The following is a 21921-nucleotide window of genomic DNA, read 5'->3' as shown; positions in this document are numbered from 1 at the left end:
CTGGGACACTGGTGGCCATGCGTGGTGACCACATCTCCACCGAGGTGTCGGCGCGGTTGTTCGCCGACGCAGCGGCCGTCATCCCCGGCGGGGTGAACTCGCCGGTGCGGGCGTTCGCCTCGGTCGGCGGCACCCCCCGCTTCATCACATCCGCCAACGGCTACTGGCTGACCGATGCCGACGGCAACCGCTACGTCGACCTGGTCTGCTCCTGGGGCCCGATGATCCTCGGTCATGCTCACCCCGACGTCGTCGCCGCGGTGCAGCGGGTGGTGGTCGACGGGCTGTCCTTCGGCGCGCCGACCCCCGCCGAGACCGAGCTGGCCGCCGAGATCGTCGGCCGAGTCGCTCCGGTCGAGCGGTTGCGCCTGGTCAACTCCGGCACCGAGGCCACCATGAGCGCGATCCGGCTGGCCCGCGGGTACACCGGCCGGGCCAAGATCGTGAAGTTCTCCGGGTGTTATCACGGCCACAGCGACGCGCTGCTGGCCGACGCGGGCTCCGGTGTCGCGACGCTGGGCCTGCCGTCGTCACCGGGGGTGACGGGTGCGGCCGCGGCCGACACCATCGTGCTGCCCTACAACGACGTCGCCGCGGTCGAGGAGATCTTCGCCCGGTTCGGCGACGAGATCGCCTGCGTGATCACCGAGGCCGCGGCCGGCAACATGGGCGCGGTCCCGCCGATGCCCGGCTTCAACGCCGCGCTGCGCCGCATCACCGCCGCCCACGGGGCGCTGCTCATCGTCGACGAGGTGATGACCGGATTCCGGGTCAGCCGGTCCGGCTGGTACGGCCTCGACCCCGTCGACGCCGACCTTTTCACCTTCGGCAAGGTGATGAGCGGCGGCCTGCCCGCCGCGGCGTTCGGCGGCCGCGCCGAGGTGATGGAGCGGCTGGCCCCGCTCGGCCCGGTGTATCAGGCCGGCACGCTGTCCGGGAACCCGGTCGCGATGGCGGCCGGGCTGGCGACGCTGCGCGCCGCTGACGACGCGGTGTACGCCGCGCTCGACGCCAACGCCGATCGGTTAGCCGTGCTGCTGGGTGGTGCGTTGACGGAAGCCGATGTCGCTCATCGAGTTTCGCGGGCCGGCAACATGCTCAGCGTGTTCTTCACCGACGGTGAGGTCACCGACTTCGCCTCCGCCCGGGCCTCCGAGACGTGGCGGTTCCCCGCGTTCTTCCACGCCCTGCTCGACGCGGGCATCTACCCGCCGCCCAGCGCCTTCGAGGCGTGGTTCGTCTCGTCGGTGCTCGACGACGAGGCCTTCGACCGGATCGCGGCCGCGCTGCCGGGTGCGGCACGCGCCGCCGCCGAGGCGGTGAGACCCGCATGAGCGAGAAGCCTCCCGAGGCCGAGAAGACGGTCGTGCACGTGATGCGCCACGGGGAAGTGCACAACCCGGAGAAGATCCTCTACGGTCGGCTGCCGGACTACCACCTTTCCGAGCGAGGCCGGGCGCAGGCCCAGGCCGTCGCCAACTGGCTGGCGTCGCGCGACGTCGTCTACGTGGTCGCGTCACCGCTGGAGCGGGCGCAGGAGACGGCGGCCCCGATCGCGGCCGCGCAGGGCCTGTCGGTCGACACCGACGACGAGCTCGTCGAATCGCTGAACATCTTCCAGGGACAACGGGTTTCACCGGGTGACGGCGCACTGCGCGACCCCCGCAACTGGTGGCATCTGCGTAACCCGCGTACGCCGTCGTGGGGCGAGCCGTACTCCGAGATCGCGGCGAGGATGACCGCTGCCCTGCACCGGGCGCGGGTGAAGGCGGCGGGGCACGAGGCGGTGTGCGTCAGCCACCAGCTGCCCGTCGAGACGCTGCGCCGGTCGATGACGGGCCGGCAGCTGCACCACTTCCCGACCCGGCGGCTGTGCAACCTCGCGTCGGTGACGTCCTTCTATTTCCACGACGACGAATGCGTCGGCTGGGGCTATGCGGAGCTGGCCGGGCTGTGAAGCGGTGGTTGGTACTGGCCTGCGCGGCGACTGTCGCGCTGGCTGGTTGCTCCACCGGCGATGACGCCGTCGCCCAGGGCGGCACGTTCGAGTTCGTCGCACCCGGCGGACAGACCGACATCTTCTACGACCCTCCGCAGAGCCGCGGCCGCCCCGGCCCGTTGAGCGGGCCCGACCTGATGGACCCGGCCAAGACCATCTCGCTCGACGACTTCGCCGGCAAGGTCGTGGTGATCAACGTGTGGGGACAGTGGTGCGGGCCGTGCCGCACCGAGATCACCCAGCTGCAGCAGGTGTACGACGCGACCAGGGCGCGGGGCGTGGCGTTCCTGGGCATCGATGTCCGCGACAACAACATGGACGCTCCGCGCGATTTCCTCATCGACCGCGGCATCACGTTCCCGTCGATCTACGACCCGCCGATGCGCACCATGATCGCGTTCGGCGGCCGGTACCCCGCCACCGTGATCCCGTCGACCGTCGTGCTCGATCGCGAGCACCGCGTCGCGGCGGTGTTCCTGCGTGAGCTGCTCGCCGAGGACCTGCAACCCGTCGTGGAACGCCTTGCGGCCGAATCGGAGCCGAAAGCATGAGCCTCGACCAGGTGGGGCAGTTGATGGCGAGCGGCCCGGTGGTGCTCGCCTTCCTGGTGAGCGCGCTCGCCGGGCTGGTCTCGTTCGCCTCGCCGTGTGTGGTGCCGCTGGTGCCGGGATACCTGTCCTATCTGGCGGCCGTCGTGGGTGTGACCGACGATGGCCGGGCCGATTCGGCGTCCGGCGGCACGGTCGCGGTGCACACCGCGCGGCTGCGGGTGGCCGGCGCCGCGGCGCTGTTCGTGGCCGGCTTCACCGTCGTGTTCGTGCTCGGCACGGTCGCGGTGCTGGGCATGACCACCTCGCTGATCGCCAATCAGCTTCTGCTGCAACGTATCGGCGGTGTGGTCACGATCGTGATGGGGCTGGTCTTCGTCGGCTTCATCCCGGTGCTGCAGCGCGAGGCCCGGTTCACGCCGCGGCGGATATCGACACTCGGCGGCGCACCGCTGCTGGGCGCGGTGTTCGCACTCGGCTGGACGCCGTGCCTCGGGCCGACGCTGACCGGGGTGATCGCGGTGGCCTCGGCCACCGACGGTTCGAACGTCGCCCGCGGCGTGGCGCTGGTCATCGCCTACTGCCTGGGCCTCGGAATCCCGTTCGTGCTGTTGGCCTTCGGGTCGGCCCGCGCCGTGCAGGGTCTGGCGTGGCTGCGTCGACACACCAGGGCCATCCAGATCTTCGGTGGCGTGCTGCTGCTCGTGGTGGGTGCGGCGTTGGTGACCGGCGTGTGGAACGACTTCGTGTCCTGGGTGCGCGACGCGTTCGTCAGGGACGTGACGCTGCCGCTATGACCCGGACGCTCGCGCTGATGCGCAACACCTGGCGCACCCTGACCTCGATGGGCACCGCGCTGGTGCTGCTGTTCCTGCTCGCGCTGGCCGCGATCCCCGGCGCGCTGTTGCCGCAGCGCAACCTCAACGAGGCCAAGGTGGCCGAGTACATCGCCCAGCACCCGACGATCGGGCCGTGGCTGGACCGTCTGCAGGCGTTCGACGTCTTCTCCAGCTTCTGGTTCACCGCGATCTACGTGCTGCTTTTCATCTCGCTCGTCGGATGCCTGACGCCGCGGATGGTCGAGCACGTCCGCAGCATGCGGGCGACCCCGGTGGCCGCACCCCGCAACCTGAGCCGGCTGCCCAAACACCACGCCGCCGAGGTGGCGGCCGATCCGGACGCGCTGGCCTCGACGGTGACCGAGCGACTGCGCGGCTGGCGCACCGTCACCCGGCGAAACGGCGGCGTCACCGGAGCCGCCCCGGCGGCGACATCGACGGCCGAGATCTCGGCGGAGAAGGGCTATCTGCGCGAGTTCGGCAACATCGTCTTCCACTTCTCGCTGCTCGGTCTGCTGGTGGCGGTGGCCGCAGGCAAGCTGTTCGGCTACGAGGGCAACGTGATCGTGGTCGCCGACGGCGGTCCGGGCTTCTGCTCGGCGTCGCCCGCCGCGTTCGACTCGTTTCGCGCGGGCAATACCGTCGACGGCACCTCCCTGCATCCGCTCTGCCTGCGCGTCAACGACTTCCAGGCCGACTACCTCGAGTCCGGGCAGGCCACCTCCTTCGCGGCCGACATCGACTACCAGGCCGGCGCGGACCTGGCGTCGGGCACCTGGCGGCCATACCGCCTCGAGGTCAACCATCCGCTGCGCGTCGGCGGTGATCGGGTGTACCTGCAGGGCCACGGGTACGCCCCGACGTTCACCGTCGTCTTCCCCGATGGGCAGACCCGCACCCAAACGATCCAGTGGCGGCCCGAGGACCAGATCACCTTCCTGTCCTCGGGGGTCATGCGGTTCGACCCGCCCGGCGGGACCTATCCGGACGCCGACGAGCGCCGCAAGAACCAGATCGCGATCCAGGGGCTGTTCGCACCGACGCAGTTCCTGCACGGCACGCTGCTGTCGTCGAGCTTCCCCGCGCTCAACGACCCGGCCGTGGCCGTCGACATCTACAAGGGCGACACCGGGCTGGACACCGGACGGCCGCAGTCCCTGTTCGACCTCGACCCGCGGTTGATCGAGCAGAACCGGCTGGCCAAGAAGGCCCGGGTCAACCTGCAGGCCGGTGAGTCGACGCGCCTCGACGACGGCACGGTCGTCCGGTTCGACGGCGCGGTGCCGTTCGTCAACGTGCAGGTGTCCCACGACCCCGCGCAGGTGTGGGTGCTGGTCTTCGCGTTGACGATGATGGCCGGCCTGTTGGTGTCGCTGGTGGTGCGGCGGCGGCGGATCTGGATTCGGATCACGCCCGCCGGTCCGGGTACCGTCGGCGTGGAACTGGGTGGGCTGGCCCGAACCGACAACTCGGGATGGGGCGAGGAGTTCGAGCGGTTGACGGCGCGGCTGTTCCCCGGGGCCGAAGCGGCGTCGCCACGAGAGAATTCGCCACGAGAGAAGGTGACATGACCAGCGAGCAGATAGACATCGGGCTGGCCCGGTACTCGGACTGGGCGTTCACGTCGTCGGTCCTGGTGCTCGTCGGTGCGCTGCTGCTGCTGGCCATCGAGCTCGCCTACAACCGCAGCCGCAAGGCCGAACGACGTGAGCTCGTCGGAGCCGCCGCGGCGGCGACATCGGGGCGGGTAGCGGCTGTCGGCGCCGACAGCGCGGCACCCGGACGCATCGCCGACGCCCCGAAGCGGTCGATCGACGAGCGGGTCGGCGGCGCCGGCCTCGCGCTGACCTACGTCGGCATCGGCCTGCTGCTGGCCTGCATCGTGCTGCGCGGCCTGGCGACCTCGCGGGTGCCGTGGGGCAACATGTACGAGTTCATCAACCTCACCAGCTTCTGCGGCCTGGTTGCCGCCGCGGTGGTGCTGCGGCGGCGGCAGTACCGGGCGCTGTGGGTCTTCGTGCTGGTGCCGGTGCTGATCCTGCTCACCGTGTCGGGCCGCTGGCTCTACACGAATGCCGCGCCAGTCATGCCTGCGCTGCAGTCCTACTGGCTGCCGATCCACGTGTCGGTGGTCAGCCTCGGCTCCGGGGTGTTCCTGGTCGCGGGTGTCGCCAGCATCCTGTTCCTGTTGAAGATGTCGCGGTTCGGTGACCCCCGGAACGGCACAGCCGAGGGCCCGCTGGTTCGGGTCGTGAGCCGACTGCCGGACCCGCAGACCCTGGACCGGATCGCGTACCGCACCACGATATTCGCGTTCCCCGTGTTCGGCTTCGGCGTCATCTTCGGCGCGATCTGGGCCGAAGAGGCCTGGGGCCGTTATTGGGGCTGGGACCCCAAGGAGACGGTGTCGTTCATCGCGTGGGTCATCTACGCCGCGTATCTGCACGCGCGCTCGACGGCCGGGTGGCGCGACAAGAAGGCCGCGTGGATCAACGTCGCGGGGTTCGTCGCGATGGTGTTCAACCTGTTCTTCATCAACCTCGTCACCGTCGGGTTGCACTCGTACGCAGGGGTCTGACACACACCGCCAGCCGATTCGCCACGGCTTTTCCTATTGGCCCGTTCGCTTCCTGCGCCGTCCGACGGCGGAACTGATTGCCGGGGTGATTACCGGACTGGGGATTGCTGGAAAATGGCGACTCCGGCGGAGGGGCGAATAACACTCGCCGAGCCGACACGTTACGGCTCGTGCGGCGGTCGCTTCGCTAAGATCGGGCGCGGAAGCCCAGCGACCCACGGGAGACCCTCAGCGTGTCCGAACAACCGGCGCCCCCCGCTCGGGATCGTCTCGTCGAAGCCACCGCCGCCGCCCCCTTGCTTCCTGAAAATGCTTATGCGCCAGGTGGATTCCGCGCGCAGAGCCGATTCAGCGATCCGGCCGTCGACCCGCCGCCGGAGTGGACCGCGCCCACGCCCCCCAATGGTCTGCCGCTGAAGCCGGCCCCGGCCCCGCCCGATAGCGGACCGACGGCGGCGCAGGAGGACCCGCCGCCGTTCCTGGACCTGTCGACGGTGGCGCTGCTGGGCCAGCGCAAGCGGGCCCCGTCGGAGGGCTGGCGCAAATGGCTGTACTTCGCGTCGTTCAAGCTGATCAACCTCGGCGAGGGACCAAGGGCGATCCGCCGCCAGACACTCGTCGCGCAGGTCCAGCGCCCGCTGCGGGGCTGCTACCGCATCGCGGTCCTGTCGCTCAAGGGTGGCGTCGGCAAGACGACGGTCACCGCGACGCTGGGTGCGACGCTGGCCTCGATCAGGGGTGACCGCGTCATCGCGGTCGACGCCAACCCCGACCGCGGCACGCTGAGCCAGAAGGTCCCGCTCGAGACCCCGGCCACGGTGCGCCACCTGCTGCGCGACGCCGAGGGGATCGAGGCCTACAGCGACGTCCGCGCCTATACCTCGCAGGGGCCGAGCCGACTAGAGGTGCTCGCCTCCGAGAGCGACCCCGCGGTATCGGAGGCGTTCAGTTCCGACGACTACACGCGCGCGCTCGAAGTGCTCGAGCGCTTCTACAGCCTGGTCCTCACCGACTGCGGCACCGGGTTGATGCATTCGGCGATGGCGGCGGTGCTGGCCAAGGCCGACGCGCTGATCGTGGTGAGCTCGGGCTCGGTCGACGGGGCGCGCAGTGCGTCGGCGACGCTGGACTGGCTCGACGCCCACGGTCACCAGGAGATGGTGCGCAACTCGATCGCCGTGATCAACGCGGTGCGACCGCGCTCCGGCAAGGTGGACATGAAGAAGGTCGTCGACCACTTCAATCGGCGTTGCCGCGCCGTCCTCGAGGTGCCGTTCGACCCGCACCTGGAGGAAGGCGCCGAGATCAGCCTCGACCGGCTCAGGCCGGACACCAGGGAAGCGCTGCTCGACCTCGCGGCGGTGGTCGCGGCGGGGTTCGGCGGCGCGCGTCGCTAGCGGGTCAGGACCGCGGGTTGTCCTCGCGGCCCAGCCGACGCAGGAAATCAGGATCGTCGTCCGGCCCGATCGTGCGGGTGCGCGGCCGGCTCGAGGACTCCCGCATCAGTCGCCAGCCCACATAGAACAGCGCGGCCAACACGAGAATCAGGAGCAGATACGCCACTACAGAAAAACCTCCTTGTCTCGAATATACGCGCCGTCGGTAGGCTCGGTCCGTGTCTGACGGTCGGCCCGGATCTCGCCTCGTCCTCGATGTGCTGGCCTACACGCTCGCGCGGCTGCTGCTGGTCGCGGTGCTCACCGCGGTGATCCTCGGGGTCGGCCACCTCATCGGGCTGCGGGAGTTCCCGGTCGTGGTGGCCCTGCTGTTCGCCATGGTGATCGCCCTGCCGTTGGGCATCTGGGTGTTCGCGCCGCTGCGCCGCCGCGCCACCGCCAGCATCGCGGTCTTCGACGAACGTCGGCGCAAGGACCGCGAGCAACTGCAGGCCAGGCTGCGCGGCGAAGACCCCACCTCGGAATGACGGCCGCCACCCGGGAGGCGTTCGGTGCCGGGTTCGTCGGCGCCGCCGGATTTCTGAACTCCCCGACGTACGGCCTGCCGCCCCAGTTCCTCGTCGAGGCGCTGCACGAGTGCATCGGCGCGTGGCAGGCCGGGACCATGGACGTGCCGTCCTTCGACCAGCATGTGGACGCCGCGCGCCGCGGTTATGCGGCGCTGGCCGGCGTGCCCGTCGAATCGGTCGCCATGGGCGCAACGGTGTCGGCCGTGCTGGGCCTGGTCGCCGCCGCCATCCCCGACGGCAGCCGGGTCGTCACGGTGCCCGGCGAGTTCACCAGCACGACGTTCCCGTTCGCCGCGCAGGCCGATCGCGGGGTGACCGTCACCGAGCTGCCCGCCCACCAGTTGGTGGCCGCCGCCGCCGACTTCGACGTCGTGACCGTCAGCCTCGTGCAGTCCGCCACCGGGGAGGTGCTCGACGTGGAGGCGCTGCGCCGCAGCGTCGCAGGCACCGACACCCTGACGGTCATCGACGCCACCCAGGCGCTCGGCTGGAAGGACGTCGACCTCGGCTGGGCCGACGTGACCGCGGCCGCCGTCTACAAGTGGCTGCTGGCGCCGCGCGGAGTCGCATGGGTTTCATTGAGCCACAGGGTGAGTCGGACGATGACCCCACACGCCGCGAACTGGTATGCCGGCGAGCAGCCGTGGCAGTCGATCTATGGACTGCCGCTGCGGCTCGCGCCGGATGCGCGCCGCTTCGATGTGTCGCCGACCTGGTTCAGCGCATTGGGCGCCGGGCTGACGTTGCCGTGGTTGGCGTCGCTGGACCGGGGAGCCGTCCAGCGGCACTCGGTCGGGCTGGCGAATCGGCTGCGGTCCGAACTGAACCTGCCGTCGGGGGATTCGGCGATCGTCTCGCTGCCGATCGACGGTGCGGCCGACAAGCTGGCGGCCGCGGGCATCCGCGCCTCGGTGCGCGCCGGTGCGGTGCGGGTGGGTTTCCATCTCTACAACATCGACGACGATCTGGACCGGTTGCTCGACGCATTGCGGTAGCGTGAACGAACGGGTCAGCGCCGCAGTGGCATTCGCCGAGATGTTGCTACTGGCGAGTTCGCGGCGGCACGTCCCGGTGATGCGGATTGCGAAGGCGCACGTCACCGGGTAAAAGTCGGGCATGACCTCTCCCAAGAACCTCTATGGACGGTGGATCGATGAGCTGTGGGCCGGGGCGCCCGTGGCGGCCGAGTTGGTGACCGACGACTTCGTCGGGCATTGGCCGGGGCGTGAGGTCCATGGTCCTGCGGGGTTGCAGGCGGTCGTCGGCGAAACGCACAAGATGCTGGCCGATCTGAAGTTCATCATCGAGGTCGAACCGTTCGTCGACGGAAACCTCCTCGCCGCCAGGTGGATCGGCACGGGCGCGACCAAGGACGGCCCGAGGCGGTTCACCGGCAACGACATTCTGCGCATCGCCGACGGGCGCTTCGCGGAGTACTGGACCGGCACCTCCACCGGCTGATCAGCCGGCGGCGTCCTGCATGATCTGCCGGAGCCGGTCGAGCGGGTCACCCGAACCGGGGTTCAACCGCAGCGCAGGGCGCTCCGATTCCGGCTCCGGCACCACCAGAGCGGGCGGGGGCGGCTGCGGTGGCGGCGCCGCCGACGGTGCGGCAGGCGGCGGAGCCGGGGGAGTGCCCAGGCCGGCGAGCTTCGCCGTCAGCCGGGCCGCCGCGTCGTTGCGGACGGCGCGCCGGTCGGGGTCGGGGTCCGCGTTGCCCGCGAAGCATCCCGACGGCGCGCCGGTGACGAGGTCCAGGGCGCGGAGGTACCGGTCGCGGGCGGTGTCGGGCCGGTTCTCCCACGCGTCGACATCGCCCCGCCGTTCGCGCACCAACTCCAGGTTGACCAGCACCGGACACGACCGCTCGGCGGGCGTGCGGGCCAGCGCTTCGGCGAACCGTGCGTCCGCGTCGTCGAGCCGGTCGTCGAGCACGGCCGACGTGCCCTGCGCGAACGGGGCTTTCGCGGGTTCGATGACATTGAGAATGCTCAGTACCGCGGCATCGCCGCGCAGGGCATCGGCATTCCGGTCCGCATAGTGGGAGCTGGCCGAATTACCGGCCACCACAACGGAGATCATCTTGACGGCGGCGATCACCACAATGAGAACCACCGGAGCCGAGACGAGCAGAAGCCGGCGCCGCAACCGCAACCGCGACGGGCCCGCGTACCGGATGCGCATCACACCCCCACATCCCGGCGGGCGCTGCGACTCGCGCGGAACTCGCGGAGCGTGAGGTAGATCTCGAACAGCAACAGCACGGCCGCCACCAACGTGAAGACCCAGTACAGATCGGTGCGGTCGGGCGCGTGCGCCGGGGCGACCGCTTCGCCGGAGGTGAAGCCGTCCTGATCGGGGAGCGCCTCGGTCACGGGACGTGCGCCGTCGCGCGAAACGTAGGGCACCCCAAGCTGTCCGGCGACCTGGCGCAGGCCGGCCTCATTGCGGGTTGCCCCGTAGCCAAGGACCGCGCCGCCGTCGACCGAACCGGGCACGGGATCGAATTCTCCCTGTGGAGCACTCGATCCGGGCGCCCCGGATCCGAGGTAGAACACCAGATTCGGGGCGCCGGGATGACGCTGGCCCGCCGCGATGAGTTGATAGCGCAGAATGTTCGCCGCCGCGGCGGCGTTGACTTCCCCGACGTCGGGAGAATACGGCTGCAGCTGCGCCGCAACGGGTTTCAAGCTCCAGGAATCCTCGGACAGTGGCCATTGCAGCGACGGCCGTGCCGCAAAGGTGATCAGCGCGAACCGGGCGTCGGCGTAGCGGTCGATCAGCGCGGTGAGGTCGTCGCGGATTCCGGCCAGCCGCGTCTGCCCGTCGCCGTAGTCGGCCTGGCCGGTGTCGGCGGAGCGGTCGACGACCAGGAACACATTGGCGCCCGCGTCGCCGGCCCGGGCCGCCGTGGTCTGCTCCTCGCCGGGTCCGATGGCCGGCCGGGCGGCGGCGATGAGCAACAGCACCACCGCCAGTGTCAGGCCCGACCACCGCCAGACCGTGGTCCACCGCTGAGAACGACTGGTCGCCAGTTGTCGCATCGTGATCAGCCTCAGCATGACCACGACGACGGCGACGACGATCAGGAGCACCGGCATGACAACAGGTGTGAACGTCATCGCCGCAACACCACCAGCGACAGGCACAGCAACACCGACACCACGACCGCGACGGTCAGCGGGATGGTGGGCGAGTCGCCCCGCCATCCGGTGACGGTGCTCGACTGATCCGCACCCGGCGGATGAGTGCGGATCTCGTCCAGATCGCCGATCAGGCCGGCGCTCAGCGGCGCGTACCGGCCGCCGGTCGCCTCGACGACCGGGCGCACGCTGCCGGGCGAGGAGGCCACGGCGTTGACCTGGATGCCGCTCCGTCGCGCCATCTCGGTCACCTGTTCGGTGCTGTACAGGGAGGGCCGCGTCTCCTTCGTGGCCCGCATGGAGCCGGGGCCGAGGTAGATCAGCGACCGGCGGCGGTCGTCGGGGCCATCGGAGGCCGGAAACCCCGTCATGCACAGCGCCAGGGTGTCGGCGACGCTGGGCGCGTAGTCGACGTAGGTCACCGGGGCGGCGAAGGACGCGATGGTGGCGCGCTTGGCGGCCGCCTGACCGGCCGACAGTTCCGCGTCGTCCGGTAGTGGCGCCAGCGCCGCCGCGTCGTTGAACTTCTCGACGGCGTACTGGTAGTCGCGCGTCAGCGGGACCACCCGACGGTTGGGTGAGGTCAGCCCGATGCGTTGAGTGCCGAACGATCGCGCCTGTTCGGCGAAGTAGGCCAGGAACTCTCCGGTGGCCGGATCGGTGACCGGTTGGCCGACACACAGCATGATGTCTTCGCCGATGTCGGTCGACTGAGACGACCACCACCATCCCGTCGGCCGGGCGCTGGCCAGCACGGCGGCCGAGAACAACACCGCGAGTAGCACGATCGTGACGACCGCCGAAACGGCCCGCATCCGCGCCACCCGGGCGTACTCGGGCAGGCTGGTCAACCGGGCGGTGTTGGCCAGCCGTCGCAGCCGGCGCTGCCGCTGGTCCACCGGCACCAGCACCGCCAACGCGACGGCTGCGGCCAGAGCGCCGAATCCGACGGCCGCAACGGGCCACCAGCTCAGGGCCACGAGCGGATCAGCTCCTCGGTCGCCTCACTGACGCTGTCGAGTCGCACTGAAGATGCGGAGTTGAACTGGGCGTCCTCGAGTGCCGACAACAGCGGGGCGGCCGGCGCCATGTCGCTGGTTCCGATGTCGTCGACGTGCATGTACTGCGCGCGCGTCCCCGTCGCCTGATACAGGAAGCTACGCAGGGTACGGCTCATGGCGGCGCCGGCCTGCGCCGCGGTGAGCTCGCCGCCACGGTGGCGCGTCGCGATGCCGCGGACGCTGTTTGCGAAGCGACGTCGCAACAGCGTGCGGTGCGCCGACCGGATGCCGGGCAGGCCCCGGAGCCGGTGCGCGGGCATCGTCCACACGAAAACCCCGACATACCAGGCGATCACGACGGTCAGCAGCAGCAAGCCGAGCCACAGCCACCACGCCGAGTAGGTCATGGGCCCGCTGACGAACCGCAACAGGTCATCCGGCACGGGCGAACACCTCCGTCAGTTCGACGAGGCGGGGCCGGATGTCCCTGCTGGCGCCGATCGTCGTGTGCGGAACGGCTCGCGCGGTCATGAACTCGCCGAGTCGGCGGGTGCGGGCCTGCTCGGCACGCCGGTAGGCGGCGACCACCCGCGGGCCCACGGTCGTGCCGCCCAGCACGAAACGTCCGCTGGACACGTCGAAACCGTGCCGGTCGTCGTCCGCGGCGCCCACCGCGGGCATGTCGGGCACCATCGCCCAGATCACGTCGTGCCTGGCGGCCAGCCGGCCGACCACGTCGTTGAGGCGCTCGGTCACCTCGGGCTCGTCGGACACCACGACGATGAGCATCGAGTGGCGGTAATGCGTTGCGACATACTCCAATTGACACACGACATCGCTGGGCGCACTGCCTGCCGTGGTGTGCCCGTAGTACCGGTGCAGCATGCTCTCGATGTGCGTCTCGCCGCGTCGCTGGCGGATGTTGACGCAGCCGCGGACGTCGCCGTAGACCATCCCGATCTGGTCGGAGCGCCCGAGCGTGATGAGCCCGAACGCGCCCATCACGTTGACCGCCACATCCCGTTTCAGCTCACCGCTGGGCGTCTGTGCGGTCATGGCGCGGCCCGCATCGGCGACCAGCAGCAGTTTGTGGTGCTTTTCGGACACGAAGCGCTTGATCAGCACATGCCCCGAGCGCGCCGTGGCCTTCCAGTCGATGTCGCGGACGTCGTCGCCCGGCACATACGGCCGCAGATCGTCGAATTCCAGGCTGCGCGTGTGCAACAACGCGTACCGCCCACCCTCGAGCATGCCGCGGGTGTCGGCCCCGAAGTGCGACTTGGCCTTGTCGAGATGCTTGCCCATCGCGGCCCTAGGGCACTCGAACCGCTTGCAGGACAGCGTCGATGATCACCTCGGGGGTGACTTTGGCGCTGGCCGCCTCGAAACCGAGGATGAGCCGGTGCCGCAGCACCCGGTGCGCGAGCCTGGCCACGTCGCCGGGGAGGACGTGGCCGCGACCGTCGAGCAGCGCCAGGGCGCGCGCGGCCGAGCAGAACGCGATGGTGGCGCGTGGGCTCGCACCGTACTCGATGAGCCGGGCGAGTTGCCGGGGCAGGTGCTGCTCCGGTTCGCGCGTCACGCTGACCAACTGGCTGGCGTAGTGCATCAGCGCACGATCCATGTGCACATGGCGCACGACGGCCTGAAGCCGTCGCACGTCCGCGAGATCGGCCACCGGCCGGCTGCGGTGGTTCCTGTCGTAGAGGCCGGCGTCGATGCGGGCCATCACCTCGACCTCCTGCTCGGCCGACGGGTAGTGCACGACGTCCTTGAGCAGGAACCGGTCGGTCTGCGCCTCCGACAGCGGATACGTGCCCTCCTGGTCGACGGGGTTCTGAGTCGCGATGACCAGGAACGGCTCCGGTATCGGGTACTCGGTGCCCGCGATGGTGGTCTGGCGTTCCTCCATCGCCTCGAGCATCGCGCTCTGGGTCTTGGCGCTGGAGCGGTTGATCTCGTCGAGCAGCACGATGTTGGTGTGCACGGGCCCGAGCTGGGTGACGAACGAGTTGGTCGCCGCCTCGTACACCTGCGTGCCGATGATGTCGCTGGGCAGCAGGTCCGGCGTGCACTGGATGCGGCGGAACCCGCCGTGGATCGACTCGGCGATGACGCGCGCGGCGGTGGTCTTGGCCAGTCCCGGCACGCTCTCGATGAGGATGTGGCCGCCGGCCAGCAGACCGATGAGCAGCGACTCGCGCAGGTTCTCCTGGCCGACCACCTTCGCGGCGAACGCCTCGGAGATCGCGCCGACGACACGCTGGGCCTCCGCGAGTTCGCGCTGGTCAAGTTGCGTGCGTGCTGCGGTCATTGATGCCTTTCGAGTCATGCCCCGACGTGGGTGCCGCGTCGGGATACCCGAGCCAGGCTATTCACACACCGTTCTGACCGCGAGGAACCGCTCGACGTACGGCGCGAAGCGGGCGTGCAGATCGCGTTCGTCGAGTCCGAACATCTGCGCCGACGTCGCCACCCGGCCCAACCGGCCGCGCTGATGTCCGGCGAGGTAGCTGGTCATGGCGGCACCGGCCTCGTCGGACAGGGTTTCGCCGGCGAGCTCGTAAACGGTTGCGGCGACGCCCATTTCGTCGGCCATGAAGTCGTCGAACCGTACATCGATGGAGCGTTCGACGGGGATGACGTCGCGGTCGCGGATCAGCGCGTTGAGCATCAGTTCGAGCCGGTCGATCCAGCACGCCGCAATCTGTTGGACCGGCACCGGCGAGCAGTGCATCCGCGCGGTGTAGGTCAGCATCGCGAGCATCGACAGCACCACCGGCACCGGGTCGCGGTGGGTGGCGATGACCACCACGTCGGGGAAGACCCTGTTCAGCACCGGCAACTGCTCCAGATGCTGCGGCGACTTGAGCAGCCAGCGCCTGCCGCCGCGCAGGAACTGCAGCGCCTTCAACTGGGTGGCCAGGTACTCGTAGTGCGGCGTCTGGTCGTGCGACAGGTAGTAGTCACGCCAGCGCGGCACGTGCGCCAGCGTTTCGAACAACATCGTCGAGAAGTCGTTGGCCAGCAGCTGAATCTCTTCGTGCACGTGGTCGGTCGTCATCTCGTGCATCAGCGGGAAGTGCGGCATCACCGCGTTCATGAACTCGACCGCGGCGTCCATCCGGACCCGGCGCGGATCCGGTTCGGCCCCGGCCTCCGACGGCAGCGGGAACGGTTCGTTGCTCTCCCAGTAGGGCATCGAGCGGAACGTCGGGCCGGCGGCGAGCAGGTTGTGCAGGTGGGTGGTGCCCGTGCGCGGCAGGCCGGCGATCACCACCGGCGGCGCCAACTCGATGTCGTGGATCTCGGGATGGCGGCGCAGTAGATCGGTGAGCAGCAGGCGGTTCTTCAGCAACTGCAACAGCTGGGCGTGGAAGTTGACGACGCCCGCGTCGTGCAATCCCCGAATCTCCTGCAGCGCAGCAAGATACACGTCGAGGCGCTCGCGGTAATCGTCGGGGCCGAAGTCGTCGAGCCCGGTCTCGGCGCTGGCTTTCGCGTGCAGCACGTCGGCGTCGAGCGGGCAGTCGGGCGCCATCGCGGCCATCATCTCGCGGATCGGCTCGATCTCGGCGGGGAAGCGTGGCTCTTCGAGGTCGTCGAGCGTGACGGGCGCGGGTGTGGTGTCGGTCACAGGCAGTTATGTTACTGTCAGTTTCGTAATGACGACGGAAATCGGCCGACCTCGTGACAAACGCATCGACAGCGCCGTGCTCAGCGCGACCGTCGAACTGCTCGGCGAGACCGGATACGCCGAGCTCACGGTCGACGCGATCGCCCGTCGCGCGGGAACCAGCAAGCCGGCGATCTACCGGCGCTGGCCCGGCAAGGCCCACGTCGTGCACGAGGCGGTGTTCCCGGTCGGGGCCGCCACCGAACTGCCCGACACCGGTTCGCTGCCCGGCGACGTCCGCGACATGGTGCGCCGCACCGCCGCGGTGCTGACCACTCCGGCCGCGCGGGCGGCGCTGCCCGGCCTGGTCGGCGAGATGGCCGCCGATCCCGCGCTGCACACCGCCTTGCTCGAGCGCTTCGCCGACGTGCTGTCGCGCGGGCTGACCGACCGTCTGGACGCCGCGGTGTCCCGCGGCGAGGTCCGGTCCGAGGTGGCGGCGGCCGACCTCGTCGAGGCCGTCGCGGGCATGACGTTCCTCGCGCTGATCACCCGCGGCGAGGGCCTCGACGACGCCTGGATCGACCGCACGGCCGAGTTCATCACGAGAGGAATACGCGCATGACCGAGCAAGATGTCGCCGCCGGGGCGGCTCCGGCCTACGAATCCACGAAAGCGTGGCACGAGCTGCTCGACACCCTGAGCGGTCTGGACCGCGTCTTCACCGAGGGTGATCGCGCCGTCTCCGACGACCGTCACATCGCCGACGGTTACCGCATGCTCGCGACGACGCTCGGCGTCGCGATGGACACCTACCTGTTCGCCGAGCCGAGCAGGCCGCAATGGGTCGAGCTGAACACCCCGTTCCGCCGCGATCGCCGCTGGGGCGGCGACAACACCGACGCCTACTACTTCATGTGTCCGGTCGACCCGAAACGCCGCTACCGGATCAGCGGCAACAAGGGCGACAGCGTCTACTTCTCGGTGACCGCGTACAACGAACCGTCTCCCGGCGCGTGGTCGGACCGGGTGGTCGCGCTCATCCGCGACGACCAGCTCCACAGTTCGGGTGCCCTGGACTCCGACGGCAACTTCTCCTTCGACTACGGGCCCACCGACGACGGCGTGGTGCTGGTGACGCGCGATTATCAGGCCGACCCGCTGACCGGCAGGCCGGTGTCCTGGCGGATCGAGGCGCTCGACGAGCCGGATCCCATCCGCCACGGTGACGCCGAGACCGCGGCCGCGCTGCGGGCGAGTGCGGCGTGGCTGCGCACGATGTTCGCGATCGTGCCGCTGGCCGTCGGCGTGCGTGTCGCGGACACGCATACGTTGGGCCACGAAATCTCGCAGGTGGCAAACCAATTCGCCGATCCGTACCAGGTTCCCGATGCGAACTTCGGCTGGTCGGCGCGCGACGCCTGCTACGCCTACGGCAGCTTCGTGCTCGACGACGACGAGGCGCTCGTCGTCACGCACCGGCCGCCGGCGTGCCGGTTCTGGAACCTGGTCATCTGGAATCAGTTCATGGCCGGCATCACCGACGCGCGTACGTCGGTCAACGGCTACAGCGCGGTGCCGAACTCCGACGGGTCGGTGACGGTGGTGATCTCGAGAGGTATTACCGCACACCCGAATTCGATCACCACGGTGGACTATCCGCGCGGCAACCTGGCGTTTCGCTGGTTCCTCGCCGATCAGGTCCCGGCCCGCCCGGACGTCCAGTTGATGAAGGCCGGCGACGCCCCGACGGCCCTCACTTAAGAGCGAATTGGGCGTGATTTCGTGCGCTCAGCGCACGTTTTCACGCCGAAATCGCAAGCGCGAGGGCGACGGCCACCGCCCACACCAGCATTGTCAGCCCGGTGTCGCGCAGCACCGGGATCAGGTCCCTGCCGCCGAGGCGCTTGCGCACCGGAGCGGCCGCCCGGACCGCGAGCGGCAGCGCGACCAGGCCGACCGCCGCCCACGGTGTCGCGAGCATCAGCACCAGCGTCAGCGCGGACGCCACCACCAGCAGCGCCTGGTACAGCAGCCGGGTGCGCGCATCGCCCAGGCGCACCGCAAGCGTGATCTTGCCCGACTCCTTGTCGGTCGGAATGTCGCGCAGGTTGTTGGCGACCAGCACCGCCGACGACATGGCGCCCAGCGCGACGGCGACCGCGGCGCCCACCCAGTCGATCCGCAACGCCTGGGTGTACTGCGTGCCGAGCACCGCGACGAGGCCGAAGAAGACGAACACCGCGACCTCGCCGAGGCCGAGATAGCCGTATGGCCTGGAGCCACCGGTGTACAGCCATGCGCCGGCGATACACACCGCGCCCACCGCGATCAGCCACGGCGCACTCACCCACGCGAGCGCCACCCCGGCCACCGCCGCGACGGCCAGGCTCACCACAGCGGCGGTCAGCACCGACCGCGGCGTCGCGATCTTCGACCCGACCAGCCGCAACGGCCCCGCCCGGACGTCGTCGGTGCCGCGGATGCCGTCGGAGTAGTCGTTGGCGTAGTTGACCCCGATGATCAGGGCGACGGCCACAACCAATGCCAGCAGCGCCTTCCACCAGGACGCGCCGTGCAGCCAGGCCGCGGCGCCCGTACCCGCGATCACCGGTGCGATCGCGTTGGGCAGGGTGCGGGGGCGGGCGCCCTCCACCCACTGCGCGAATGTGGCCACGAGCCAGTCTTGCACGCGCCCAACCGTGGCAGACTGAGCGCATGGACGACCGACTCAGCAAGACGGAGATCCGCAAGGACGCCGCCCAGGAGATCTTCGAGTCCGGCGTGTCGACGGTCGGGGAAGTCGCGTCGATCATCACCACCGCGGTCAAGGACGTCGCGAACGCCATCGGCGGGTTCGCCACCGACGCGTTCGAGATCCGCGACGGGGTTCGCCGCGCATCGCAACGACTCGACGACGGCGTCACAGACGCGTAAGCCGCGCACCCGTTTAGCCGCGCGCGCCCCTGGCTAGATGCAACGCGTGGCCATCCTGGAAACCTTGTCGACGGTGATCACCTCGTCGCTGTCGGCGGTCGCCGGCGGAATCGGCGGGCTTTTCGCCCTCGACGCGCCCGTGCGGCAGGCCGAGTTGGTGTTCGACGACGATGCGCGCCTCCCGGGCGGCACCGATCTCTTGCTCGCCGGCCGCCGCCTCCCCGCGGTGGTGCGCATCGCACCGCCGACCGAGGGCGAGGCGATCCGCACGGTCTGCGTGAAACTGCCCGACGTCTACGGGCCGGGCCGCGACCAGGACTTCCTGCTGGCGTCGTCGGCCGACGGGGTGCCGTTACACCACGCGACGCTGCCCGCCAAGCGCACCGACGAGCGGCTGTTCTCCTCGCTGTGGCTCTACCTCGCGGGCGTCTCACCGGTCCTGTTCGGCGTGCGCGCCACCGACTCCGGCTTCCGCTTCCTGATCAGCGGCGTGCTGGGCCGCTTCCACGCGGTCGGTGGCCTGGTCGTCGGCGACGCCGCGGACATCGCGTCCGGGGTGCGCTTCGACGCCCGCAACAGCGGTGGCGGCATTCGCCCGTTGCCTCCGGTGATGTTCTACCGGGGGTAGGGGACACAATAGAGACCATGCCCGCGCACGCGAGGAGCGGTTGATGCTCGGAGTCATCGGCGGTAGCGGTTTCTACTCGTTCTTCGGAGCCGATGCTCGCACCATCAACCTCGACACCCCCTACGGCGAACCGAGCGCACCCATCACCGTCGGTTCGGTCGGCGATCACGAGGTCGCCTTCCTGCCGCGGCACGGTGTCAACCACGAGTTCTCGCCGCACACCGTGCCGTACCGGGCCAACATGTGGGCACTGCGCGCGCTCGGGGTGCGACGCGTCTTCGGCCCGTGCGCGGTCGGCAGCCTCACCCCCGGCCTGGGGCCGGGGTCGATGGTGGTGCCCGATCAACTCGTCGACCGCACCTCCGGGCGCGCCGACACGTACTTCGACTCTTCGGGAATCCACGTCGCGTTCGCCGACCCGTACTGCCCGGCCCTGCGGGCGGCGGCGGCCGACCTGCCCGGCGTCGTCGACGGCGGGACCATGGTGGTGATCCAGGGCCCGCGGTTCTCCACCCGCGCCGAGAGTCGTTGGTTCGCGAATCAAGGCTTCACGCTGGTCAACATGACCGGCTACCCGGAGGCGGTGCTGGCCCGCGAGCTCGAGATGTGTTATGCCGCCATCGCTTTGGTGACCGATCTGGACGCCGGCATCGACAGCGGAACCGCCGTGCGGGCCGTCGATGTGTTCGCCGAGTTCGAGCGCAACCTGGTGCCGTTCAAGAAACTCGTGCACGAGGCCATCGAGAGTGTCGCCCAGGCCAACGATTGCACGCACTGCCCGCCGCACGACGGCGTCGAACTGCCCTTCGATCTGCCGTGAGAGTTCTGCTGACCGGCGCGGCGGGGTTCATCGGAGCCCGGGTCGGCGCCGCGCTGCGCGACGCCGGTCATGACGTGATCGCCGTCGACGCAATGCTTCCCGCCGCGCACGGCCCCGGTGCACAGGCGCCGCAGGAGTGCCGGGTGGTCGACATCCGCGACACGTCGGCGCTCGCGCCGCTGATGCGCGACGTCGACGTGGTGTGTCACCAGGCGGCGGTGGTGGGGGCGGGCGTCAACGCCGCCGACGCGCCGTCGTACGCCTCCCACAACGACTACGGCACCGCCGTCGTGCTGGCCGAGATGTTCTCCGCGGGCTGCCGGCGCCTGGTGCTGGCGTCCTCGATGGTGGTCTACGGCCAGGGCCGCTACGTGTGTCCGCAGCACGGCGCCGTCGACCCGCAACCGCGTACCCGCGCGGATCTCGACGCGGGCGTGTTCGAGCACCGCTGTCCGCACTGCGGGTCGCTGGTGGCCTGGCGACTGGTGTCGGAGGACGCGCCGCTTCGGCCCCGCAGCCTGTATGCGGCCAGCAAGACCGCCCAGGAGCATTACGCGCTGGCATGGGCGGACGCGACCGGCGGCGCCGTCACGGCGCTGCGCTACCACAACGTCTACGGTCCGTACATGCCCCGCGACACCCCGTACTCGGGGGTGGCGGCCATCTTCCGGTCGGAGCTCGAATCAGGCGACGTGCCAAGGGTTTTCGAGGACGGCGGGCAGATGCGCGACTTCGTCCACGTGGACGACGTCGCGGCGGCCAACGTGGCGGCGGTGGAGTCCGACCTCGATGGTTTCGACGCGTTCAACGTCTGCTCGGGACGGCCGATCTCGATCATGGAGGTGGCCACCGAGTTGTGCGAGACCCGCGGTGACGCGCCACCGGTCGTCACCGGCCAGTACCGCAGCGGCGACGTGCGCCACATCGTGGCCGATCCCGCTCGAGCCGCGCGAGTGCTCGGCTTCCGTGCGGCCGTCGATCCGCGCGACGGCCTGCGCGAGTTCGCGTTCGCACCGCTGCGGGCCTGATGCGCCGCACCGTCGCCGCGGTCGTTATCGTCACGCTCGTGGCTTCGGGTGTGGTGGCGGCGCTGTGGTCGCAGCAGCGGAGGTTGATCTACTTCCCGACTTCGGGTCCGCTGCCACCGGCGTCGGCGGTGTTGCCCAACGGTAGCGATGTGGCCATCCGCACCGACGACGGTATCGGCCTGAACGCCTGGTACTTCCCTGTCGACGGCGCCGGGCCGGCGGTGCTGGTGTGCCACGGCAACGGCGGCGACCGCTCGATGCGGGTGCCGCTCGCGGCGGCGCTGAACCGCCTGGGAATGTCGGTGCTGCTGTTGGATTACCGCGGTTTCGGCGGGAACCCGGGACGCCCGACGGAGGAGGGCCTGGCCGCGGATGCGCGAGCGGCGCAGGCATGGCTGGCCGCGCAGCCCGGCGTCGACCGGATGGTCTACTTCGGCGAGTCCCTCGGCGCGGCAGTGGTTCTCGAGCTCGCAACGGAGCGGGCGCCGCATGCGCTGGTGTTGCGTTCGCCGTTCACGTCGCTGCCCGACGTCGCCGCGGTGCACTACCCCTGGCTGCCGGTCCGCTGGCTGCTGATGGACCGGTACCCGTCGATCGAGCGCATCGGGTCGGTGACCGCTCCGGTTCTGGTCGTGGCGGGCGACCGCGACGACATCGTCCCCGAGCCGATGAGCAGGCGGCTGTTCGACGCCGCCAACGAGCCGAAGCGCTACGTCGTGGTGCCGGATGCCGGTCACAACGATCTCGACCTGCTCGCCGGGCCGCAGATGCTCGACGAGATCGGGAGGTTCCTGTCGGGGCGGTGAGGCCGGCGGTAA

26 protein-coding genes are annotated in these 21921 nt (G+C 69.9%); 17 read left to right on the top strand and 9 right to left on the bottom strand.

All coding sequences use genetic code 11. From position 1 onward, the window contains the following. Positions 1-17: 17 nt before the first annotated feature. From hemL to ABGB19_RS10180, 7 genes are all read left to right on the top strand, one after another. Complete coding sequence (hemL, locus tag ABGB19_RS10210; RefSeq protein WP_347685787.1) at positions 18-1334, top strand: glutamate-1-semialdehyde 2,1-aminomutase; 1317 nt, start codon at positions 18-20, stop codon at positions 1332-1334. Next, the gene (locus tag ABGB19_RS10205) at positions 1331-1957 is read left to right on the top strand and encodes a histidine phosphatase family protein (RefSeq protein ID WP_347685786.1); all 627 of its coding nucleotides are present in this window, start codon (positions 1331-1333) and stop codon (positions 1955-1957) included. Before hemL ends, ABGB19_RS10205 begins: the two co-directional genes overlap by 4 nt. Then, positions 1918-2550 (top strand): TlpA disulfide reductase family protein, encoded by a 633-nt coding sequence (locus ABGB19_RS10200; protein WP_347685785.1) that lies wholly within the window; start codon positions 1918-1920, stop codon positions 2548-2550. Before ABGB19_RS10205 ends, ABGB19_RS10200 begins: the two co-directional genes overlap by 40 nt. After that, a complete protein-coding gene (locus tag ABGB19_RS10195; protein ID WP_347685783.1) occupies positions 2547-3344 on the top strand; it encodes a cytochrome c biogenesis CcdA family protein in 798 nt (265 codons plus the stop codon). The genes ABGB19_RS10200 and ABGB19_RS10195 overlap by 4 nt, the downstream gene beginning before the upstream one ends. Positions 3345-3361: 17 nt before the next feature. After that, a complete protein-coding gene (locus ABGB19_RS10190; RefSeq protein WP_347686222.1) occupies positions 3362-4957 on the top strand; it encodes a cytochrome c biogenesis protein ResB in 1596 nt (531 codons plus the stop codon). Then, positions 4954-5964, top strand: a complete 1011-nt coding sequence (ccsB, locus tag ABGB19_RS10185) for a c-type cytochrome biogenesis protein CcsB (protein ID WP_347685782.1) — start codon at positions 4954-4956, stop codon at positions 5962-5964. The genes ABGB19_RS10190 and ccsB overlap by 4 nt, the downstream gene beginning before the upstream one ends. Positions 5965-6260: 296 nt before the next feature. Further along, positions 6261-7361 (top strand): MinD/ParA family protein, encoded by a 1101-nt coding sequence (locus ABGB19_RS10180; protein WP_347686221.1) that lies wholly within the window; start codon positions 6261-6263, stop codon positions 7359-7361. A 4-nt stretch (positions 7362-7365) separates the two neighbouring features. Here the strand turns inward: ABGB19_RS10180 and ABGB19_RS10175 are convergent, their stop codons facing one another. Beyond that, positions 7366-7527: a hypothetical protein gene (locus ABGB19_RS10175; RefSeq protein WP_347685781.1), complete on the bottom strand. Its 162-nt coding sequence runs from the start codon at positions 7525-7527 to the stop codon at positions 7366-7368. 52 nt (positions 7528-7579) lie between these two features. On the opposite strand from ABGB19_RS10175, the gene ABGB19_RS10170 reads away from it, so the two are divergent. The 3 genes from ABGB19_RS10170 (at position 7580) to ABGB19_RS10160 (ending at position 9391) form a co-directional block, all read left to right on the top strand. Beyond that, positions 7580-7888, top strand: coding sequence for a DUF4229 domain-containing protein (locus tag ABGB19_RS10170; protein ID WP_347685780.1), 309 nt, complete (start codon positions 7580-7582; stop codon positions 7886-7888). Next, positions 7885-8925: an aminotransferase class V-fold PLP-dependent enzyme gene (locus ABGB19_RS10165; RefSeq protein ID WP_347685779.1), complete on the top strand. Its 1041-nt coding sequence runs from the start codon at positions 7885-7887 to the stop codon at positions 8923-8925. Before ABGB19_RS10170 ends, ABGB19_RS10165 begins: the two co-directional genes overlap by 4 nt. Positions 8926-9046: 121 nt before the next feature. Continuing rightward, positions 9047-9391: a nuclear transport factor 2 family protein gene (locus ABGB19_RS10160; RefSeq protein ID WP_347685778.1), complete on the top strand. Its 345-nt coding sequence runs from the start codon at positions 9047-9049 to the stop codon at positions 9389-9391. Here ABGB19_RS10160 and ABGB19_RS10155 read toward each other — a convergent pair whose 3' ends face one another. From ABGB19_RS10155 to ABGB19_RS10125, 7 genes are read right to left on the bottom strand one after another with little or no spacing between them, the layout of a single operon-like run. Then, the gene (locus ABGB19_RS10155; RefSeq protein WP_347685777.1) at positions 9392-10114 is read right to left on the bottom strand and encodes a hypothetical protein; all 723 of its coding nucleotides are present in this window, start codon (positions 10112-10114) and stop codon (positions 9392-9394) included. It lies immediately after the preceding gene. Further along, positions 10114-11052, bottom strand: a complete 939-nt coding sequence (locus ABGB19_RS10150) for a VWA domain-containing protein (protein ID WP_347685776.1) — start codon at positions 11050-11052, stop codon at positions 10114-10116. Before ABGB19_RS10150 ends, ABGB19_RS10155 begins: the two co-directional genes overlap by 1 nt. Continuing rightward, positions 11049-12053: a hypothetical protein gene (locus ABGB19_RS10145; protein ID WP_347685775.1), complete on the bottom strand. Its 1005-nt coding sequence runs from the start codon at positions 12051-12053 to the stop codon at positions 11049-11051. Before ABGB19_RS10145 ends, ABGB19_RS10150 begins: the two co-directional genes overlap by 4 nt. After that, positions 12044-12517, bottom strand: a complete 474-nt coding sequence (locus ABGB19_RS10140) for a hypothetical protein (protein WP_347685774.1) — start codon at positions 12515-12517, stop codon at positions 12044-12046. The genes ABGB19_RS10145 and ABGB19_RS10140 overlap by 10 nt, the downstream gene beginning before the upstream one ends. Next, complete coding sequence (locus tag ABGB19_RS10135; RefSeq protein ID WP_347685773.1) at positions 12507-13379, bottom strand: DUF58 domain-containing protein; 873 nt, start codon at positions 13377-13379, stop codon at positions 12507-12509. Before ABGB19_RS10135 ends, ABGB19_RS10140 begins: the two co-directional genes overlap by 11 nt. 7 nt (positions 13380-13386) lie before the next feature. After that, positions 13387-14388, bottom strand: coding sequence for a MoxR family ATPase (locus ABGB19_RS10130; protein ID WP_347685772.1), 1002 nt, complete (start codon positions 14386-14388; stop codon positions 13387-13389). A 57-nt stretch (positions 14389-14445) separates the two neighbouring features. Continuing rightward, entirely contained in the window at positions 14446-15711 is a 1266-nt protein-coding gene (locus ABGB19_RS10125) for a sulfotransferase (protein ID WP_347685771.1), read from the bottom strand. Positions 15712-15739: 28 nt separating this feature from the next. On the opposite strand from ABGB19_RS10125, the gene ABGB19_RS10120 reads away from it, so the two are divergent. Continuing rightward, the gene (locus ABGB19_RS10120; RefSeq protein WP_347685770.1) at positions 15740-16315 is read left to right on the top strand and encodes a TetR/AcrR family transcriptional regulator; all 576 of its coding nucleotides are present in this window, start codon (positions 15740-15742) and stop codon (positions 16313-16315) included. Continuing rightward, positions 16312-17454 carry a DUF1214 domain-containing protein gene (locus tag ABGB19_RS10115; RefSeq protein ID WP_347685769.1) on the top strand — a complete coding sequence of 381 codons (1143 nt, stop codon included), beginning with the start codon at positions 16312-16314 and terminating at the stop codon, positions 17452-17454. Before ABGB19_RS10120 ends, ABGB19_RS10115 begins: the two co-directional genes overlap by 4 nt. Before the next feature lie 40 nt (positions 17455-17494). Here ABGB19_RS10115 and ABGB19_RS10110 read toward each other — a convergent pair whose 3' ends face one another. After that, positions 17495-18367 (bottom strand): 1,4-dihydroxy-2-naphthoate polyprenyltransferase, encoded by an 873-nt coding sequence (locus tag ABGB19_RS10110; RefSeq protein WP_347686220.1) that lies wholly within the window; start codon positions 18365-18367, stop codon positions 17495-17497. Between the two features lie 41 nt (positions 18368-18408). Between ABGB19_RS10110 and ABGB19_RS10105 the strand changes: the two genes are divergently transcribed. Genes ABGB19_RS10105 through ABGB19_RS10085 form a run of 5 tightly spaced genes read left to right on the top strand, consistent with a single transcriptional unit; the run spans position 18409 to position 21909 of the window. After that, entirely contained in the window at positions 18409-18627 is a 219-nt protein-coding gene (locus ABGB19_RS10105; protein WP_347685768.1) for a hypothetical protein, read from the top strand. 46 nt (positions 18628-18673) lie between these two features. Next, on the top strand, positions 18674-19255 hold the full coding sequence (locus ABGB19_RS10100; RefSeq protein ID WP_347685767.1) for a hypothetical protein: 582 nt from the start codon (positions 18674-18676) through the stop codon (positions 19253-19255). 40 nt (positions 19256-19295) lie between these two features. Beyond that, positions 19296-20075: an S-methyl-5'-thioadenosine phosphorylase gene (locus tag ABGB19_RS10095; RefSeq protein ID WP_347685766.1), complete on the top strand. Its 780-nt coding sequence runs from the start codon at positions 19296-19298 to the stop codon at positions 20073-20075. Continuing rightward, complete coding sequence (locus tag ABGB19_RS10090; RefSeq protein ID WP_347685765.1) at positions 20072-21103, top strand: NAD-dependent epimerase/dehydratase family protein; 1032 nt, start codon at positions 20072-20074, stop codon at positions 21101-21103. Before ABGB19_RS10095 ends, ABGB19_RS10090 begins: the two co-directional genes overlap by 4 nt. Next, positions 21103-21909 carry an alpha/beta hydrolase gene (locus ABGB19_RS10085; RefSeq protein ID WP_347685764.1) on the top strand — a complete coding sequence of 269 codons (807 nt, stop codon included), beginning with the start codon at positions 21103-21105 and terminating at the stop codon, positions 21907-21909. The genes ABGB19_RS10090 and ABGB19_RS10085 overlap by 1 nt, the downstream gene beginning before the upstream one ends. The last annotated feature ends 12 nt before the right edge of the window (positions 21910-21921 follow it).

This window comes from Mycobacterium sp. B14F4 (genome assembly GCF_039871645.1).
GTDB lineage: Bacteria > Actinomycetota > Actinomycetes > Mycobacteriales > Mycobacteriaceae > Mycobacterium.
Note: the sequence above shows the minus strand (reverse complement) of the source record. Positions and strands in the feature narration are given on the sequence as shown.

Bases quoted from the DNA above. Each gene is read 5' to 3' on its own strand.
- ABGB19_RS10135 (WP_347685773.1), bottom strand. From the start codon at position 13,379: ATGGGCAAGCATCTCGACAAGGCCAAGTCGCACTTCGGGGCCGACACC.
- ABGB19_RS10155 (WP_347685777.1), bottom strand. From the start codon at position 10,114: ATGCGCATCCGGTACGCGGGCCCGTCGCGGTTGCGGTTGCGGCGCCGG.
- ABGB19_RS10130 (WP_347685772.1), bottom strand. From the start codon at position 14,388: ATGACCGCAGCACGCACGCAACTTGACCAGCGCGAACTCGCGGAGGCC.
- hemL (WP_347685787.1), top strand. From the start codon at position 18: ATGCGTGGTGACCACATCTCCACCGAGGTGTCGGCGCGGTTGTTCGCC.
- ABGB19_RS10190 (WP_347686222.1), top strand. From the start codon at position 3,362: ATGCGCAACACCTGGCGCACCCTGACCTCGATGGGCACCGCGCTGGTG.
- ABGB19_RS10115 (WP_347685769.1), top strand. From the start codon at position 16,312: ATGACCGAGCAAGATGTCGCCGCCGGGGCGGCTCCGGCCTACGAATCC.
- ABGB19_RS10200 (WP_347685785.1), top strand. From the start codon at position 1,918: ATGCGTCGGCTGGGGCTATGCGGAGCTGGCCGGGCTGTGAAGCGGTGG.
- ABGB19_RS10165 (WP_347685779.1), top strand. From the start codon at position 7,885: ATGACGGCCGCCACCCGGGAGGCGTTCGGTGCCGGGTTCGTCGGCGCC.
- ABGB19_RS10085 (WP_347685764.1), top strand. From the start codon at position 21,103: ATGCGCCGCACCGTCGCCGCGGTCGTTATCGTCACGCTCGTGGCTTCG.
- ABGB19_RS10205 (WP_347685786.1), top strand. From the start codon at position 1,331: ATGAGCGAGAAGCCTCCCGAGGCCGAGAAGACGGTCGTGCACGTGATG.
- ABGB19_RS10160 (WP_347685778.1), top strand. From the start codon at position 9,047: ATGACCTCTCCCAAGAACCTCTATGGACGGTGGATCGATGAGCTGTGG.
- ABGB19_RS10195 (WP_347685783.1), top strand. From the start codon at position 2,547: ATGAGCCTCGACCAGGTGGGGCAGTTGATGGCGAGCGGCCCGGTGGTG.
- ABGB19_RS10120 (WP_347685770.1), top strand. From the start codon at position 15,740: ATGACGACGGAAATCGGCCGACCTCGTGACAAACGCATCGACAGCGCC.
- ABGB19_RS10150 (WP_347685776.1), bottom strand. From the start codon at position 11,052: ATGACGTTCACACCTGTTGTCATGCCGGTGCTCCTGATCGTCGTCGCC.
- ABGB19_RS10105 (WP_347685768.1), top strand. From the start codon at position 18,409: ATGGACGACCGACTCAGCAAGACGGAGATCCGCAAGGACGCCGCCCAG.
- ccsB (WP_347685782.1), top strand. From the start codon at position 4,954: ATGACCAGCGAGCAGATAGACATCGGGCTGGCCCGGTACTCGGACTGG.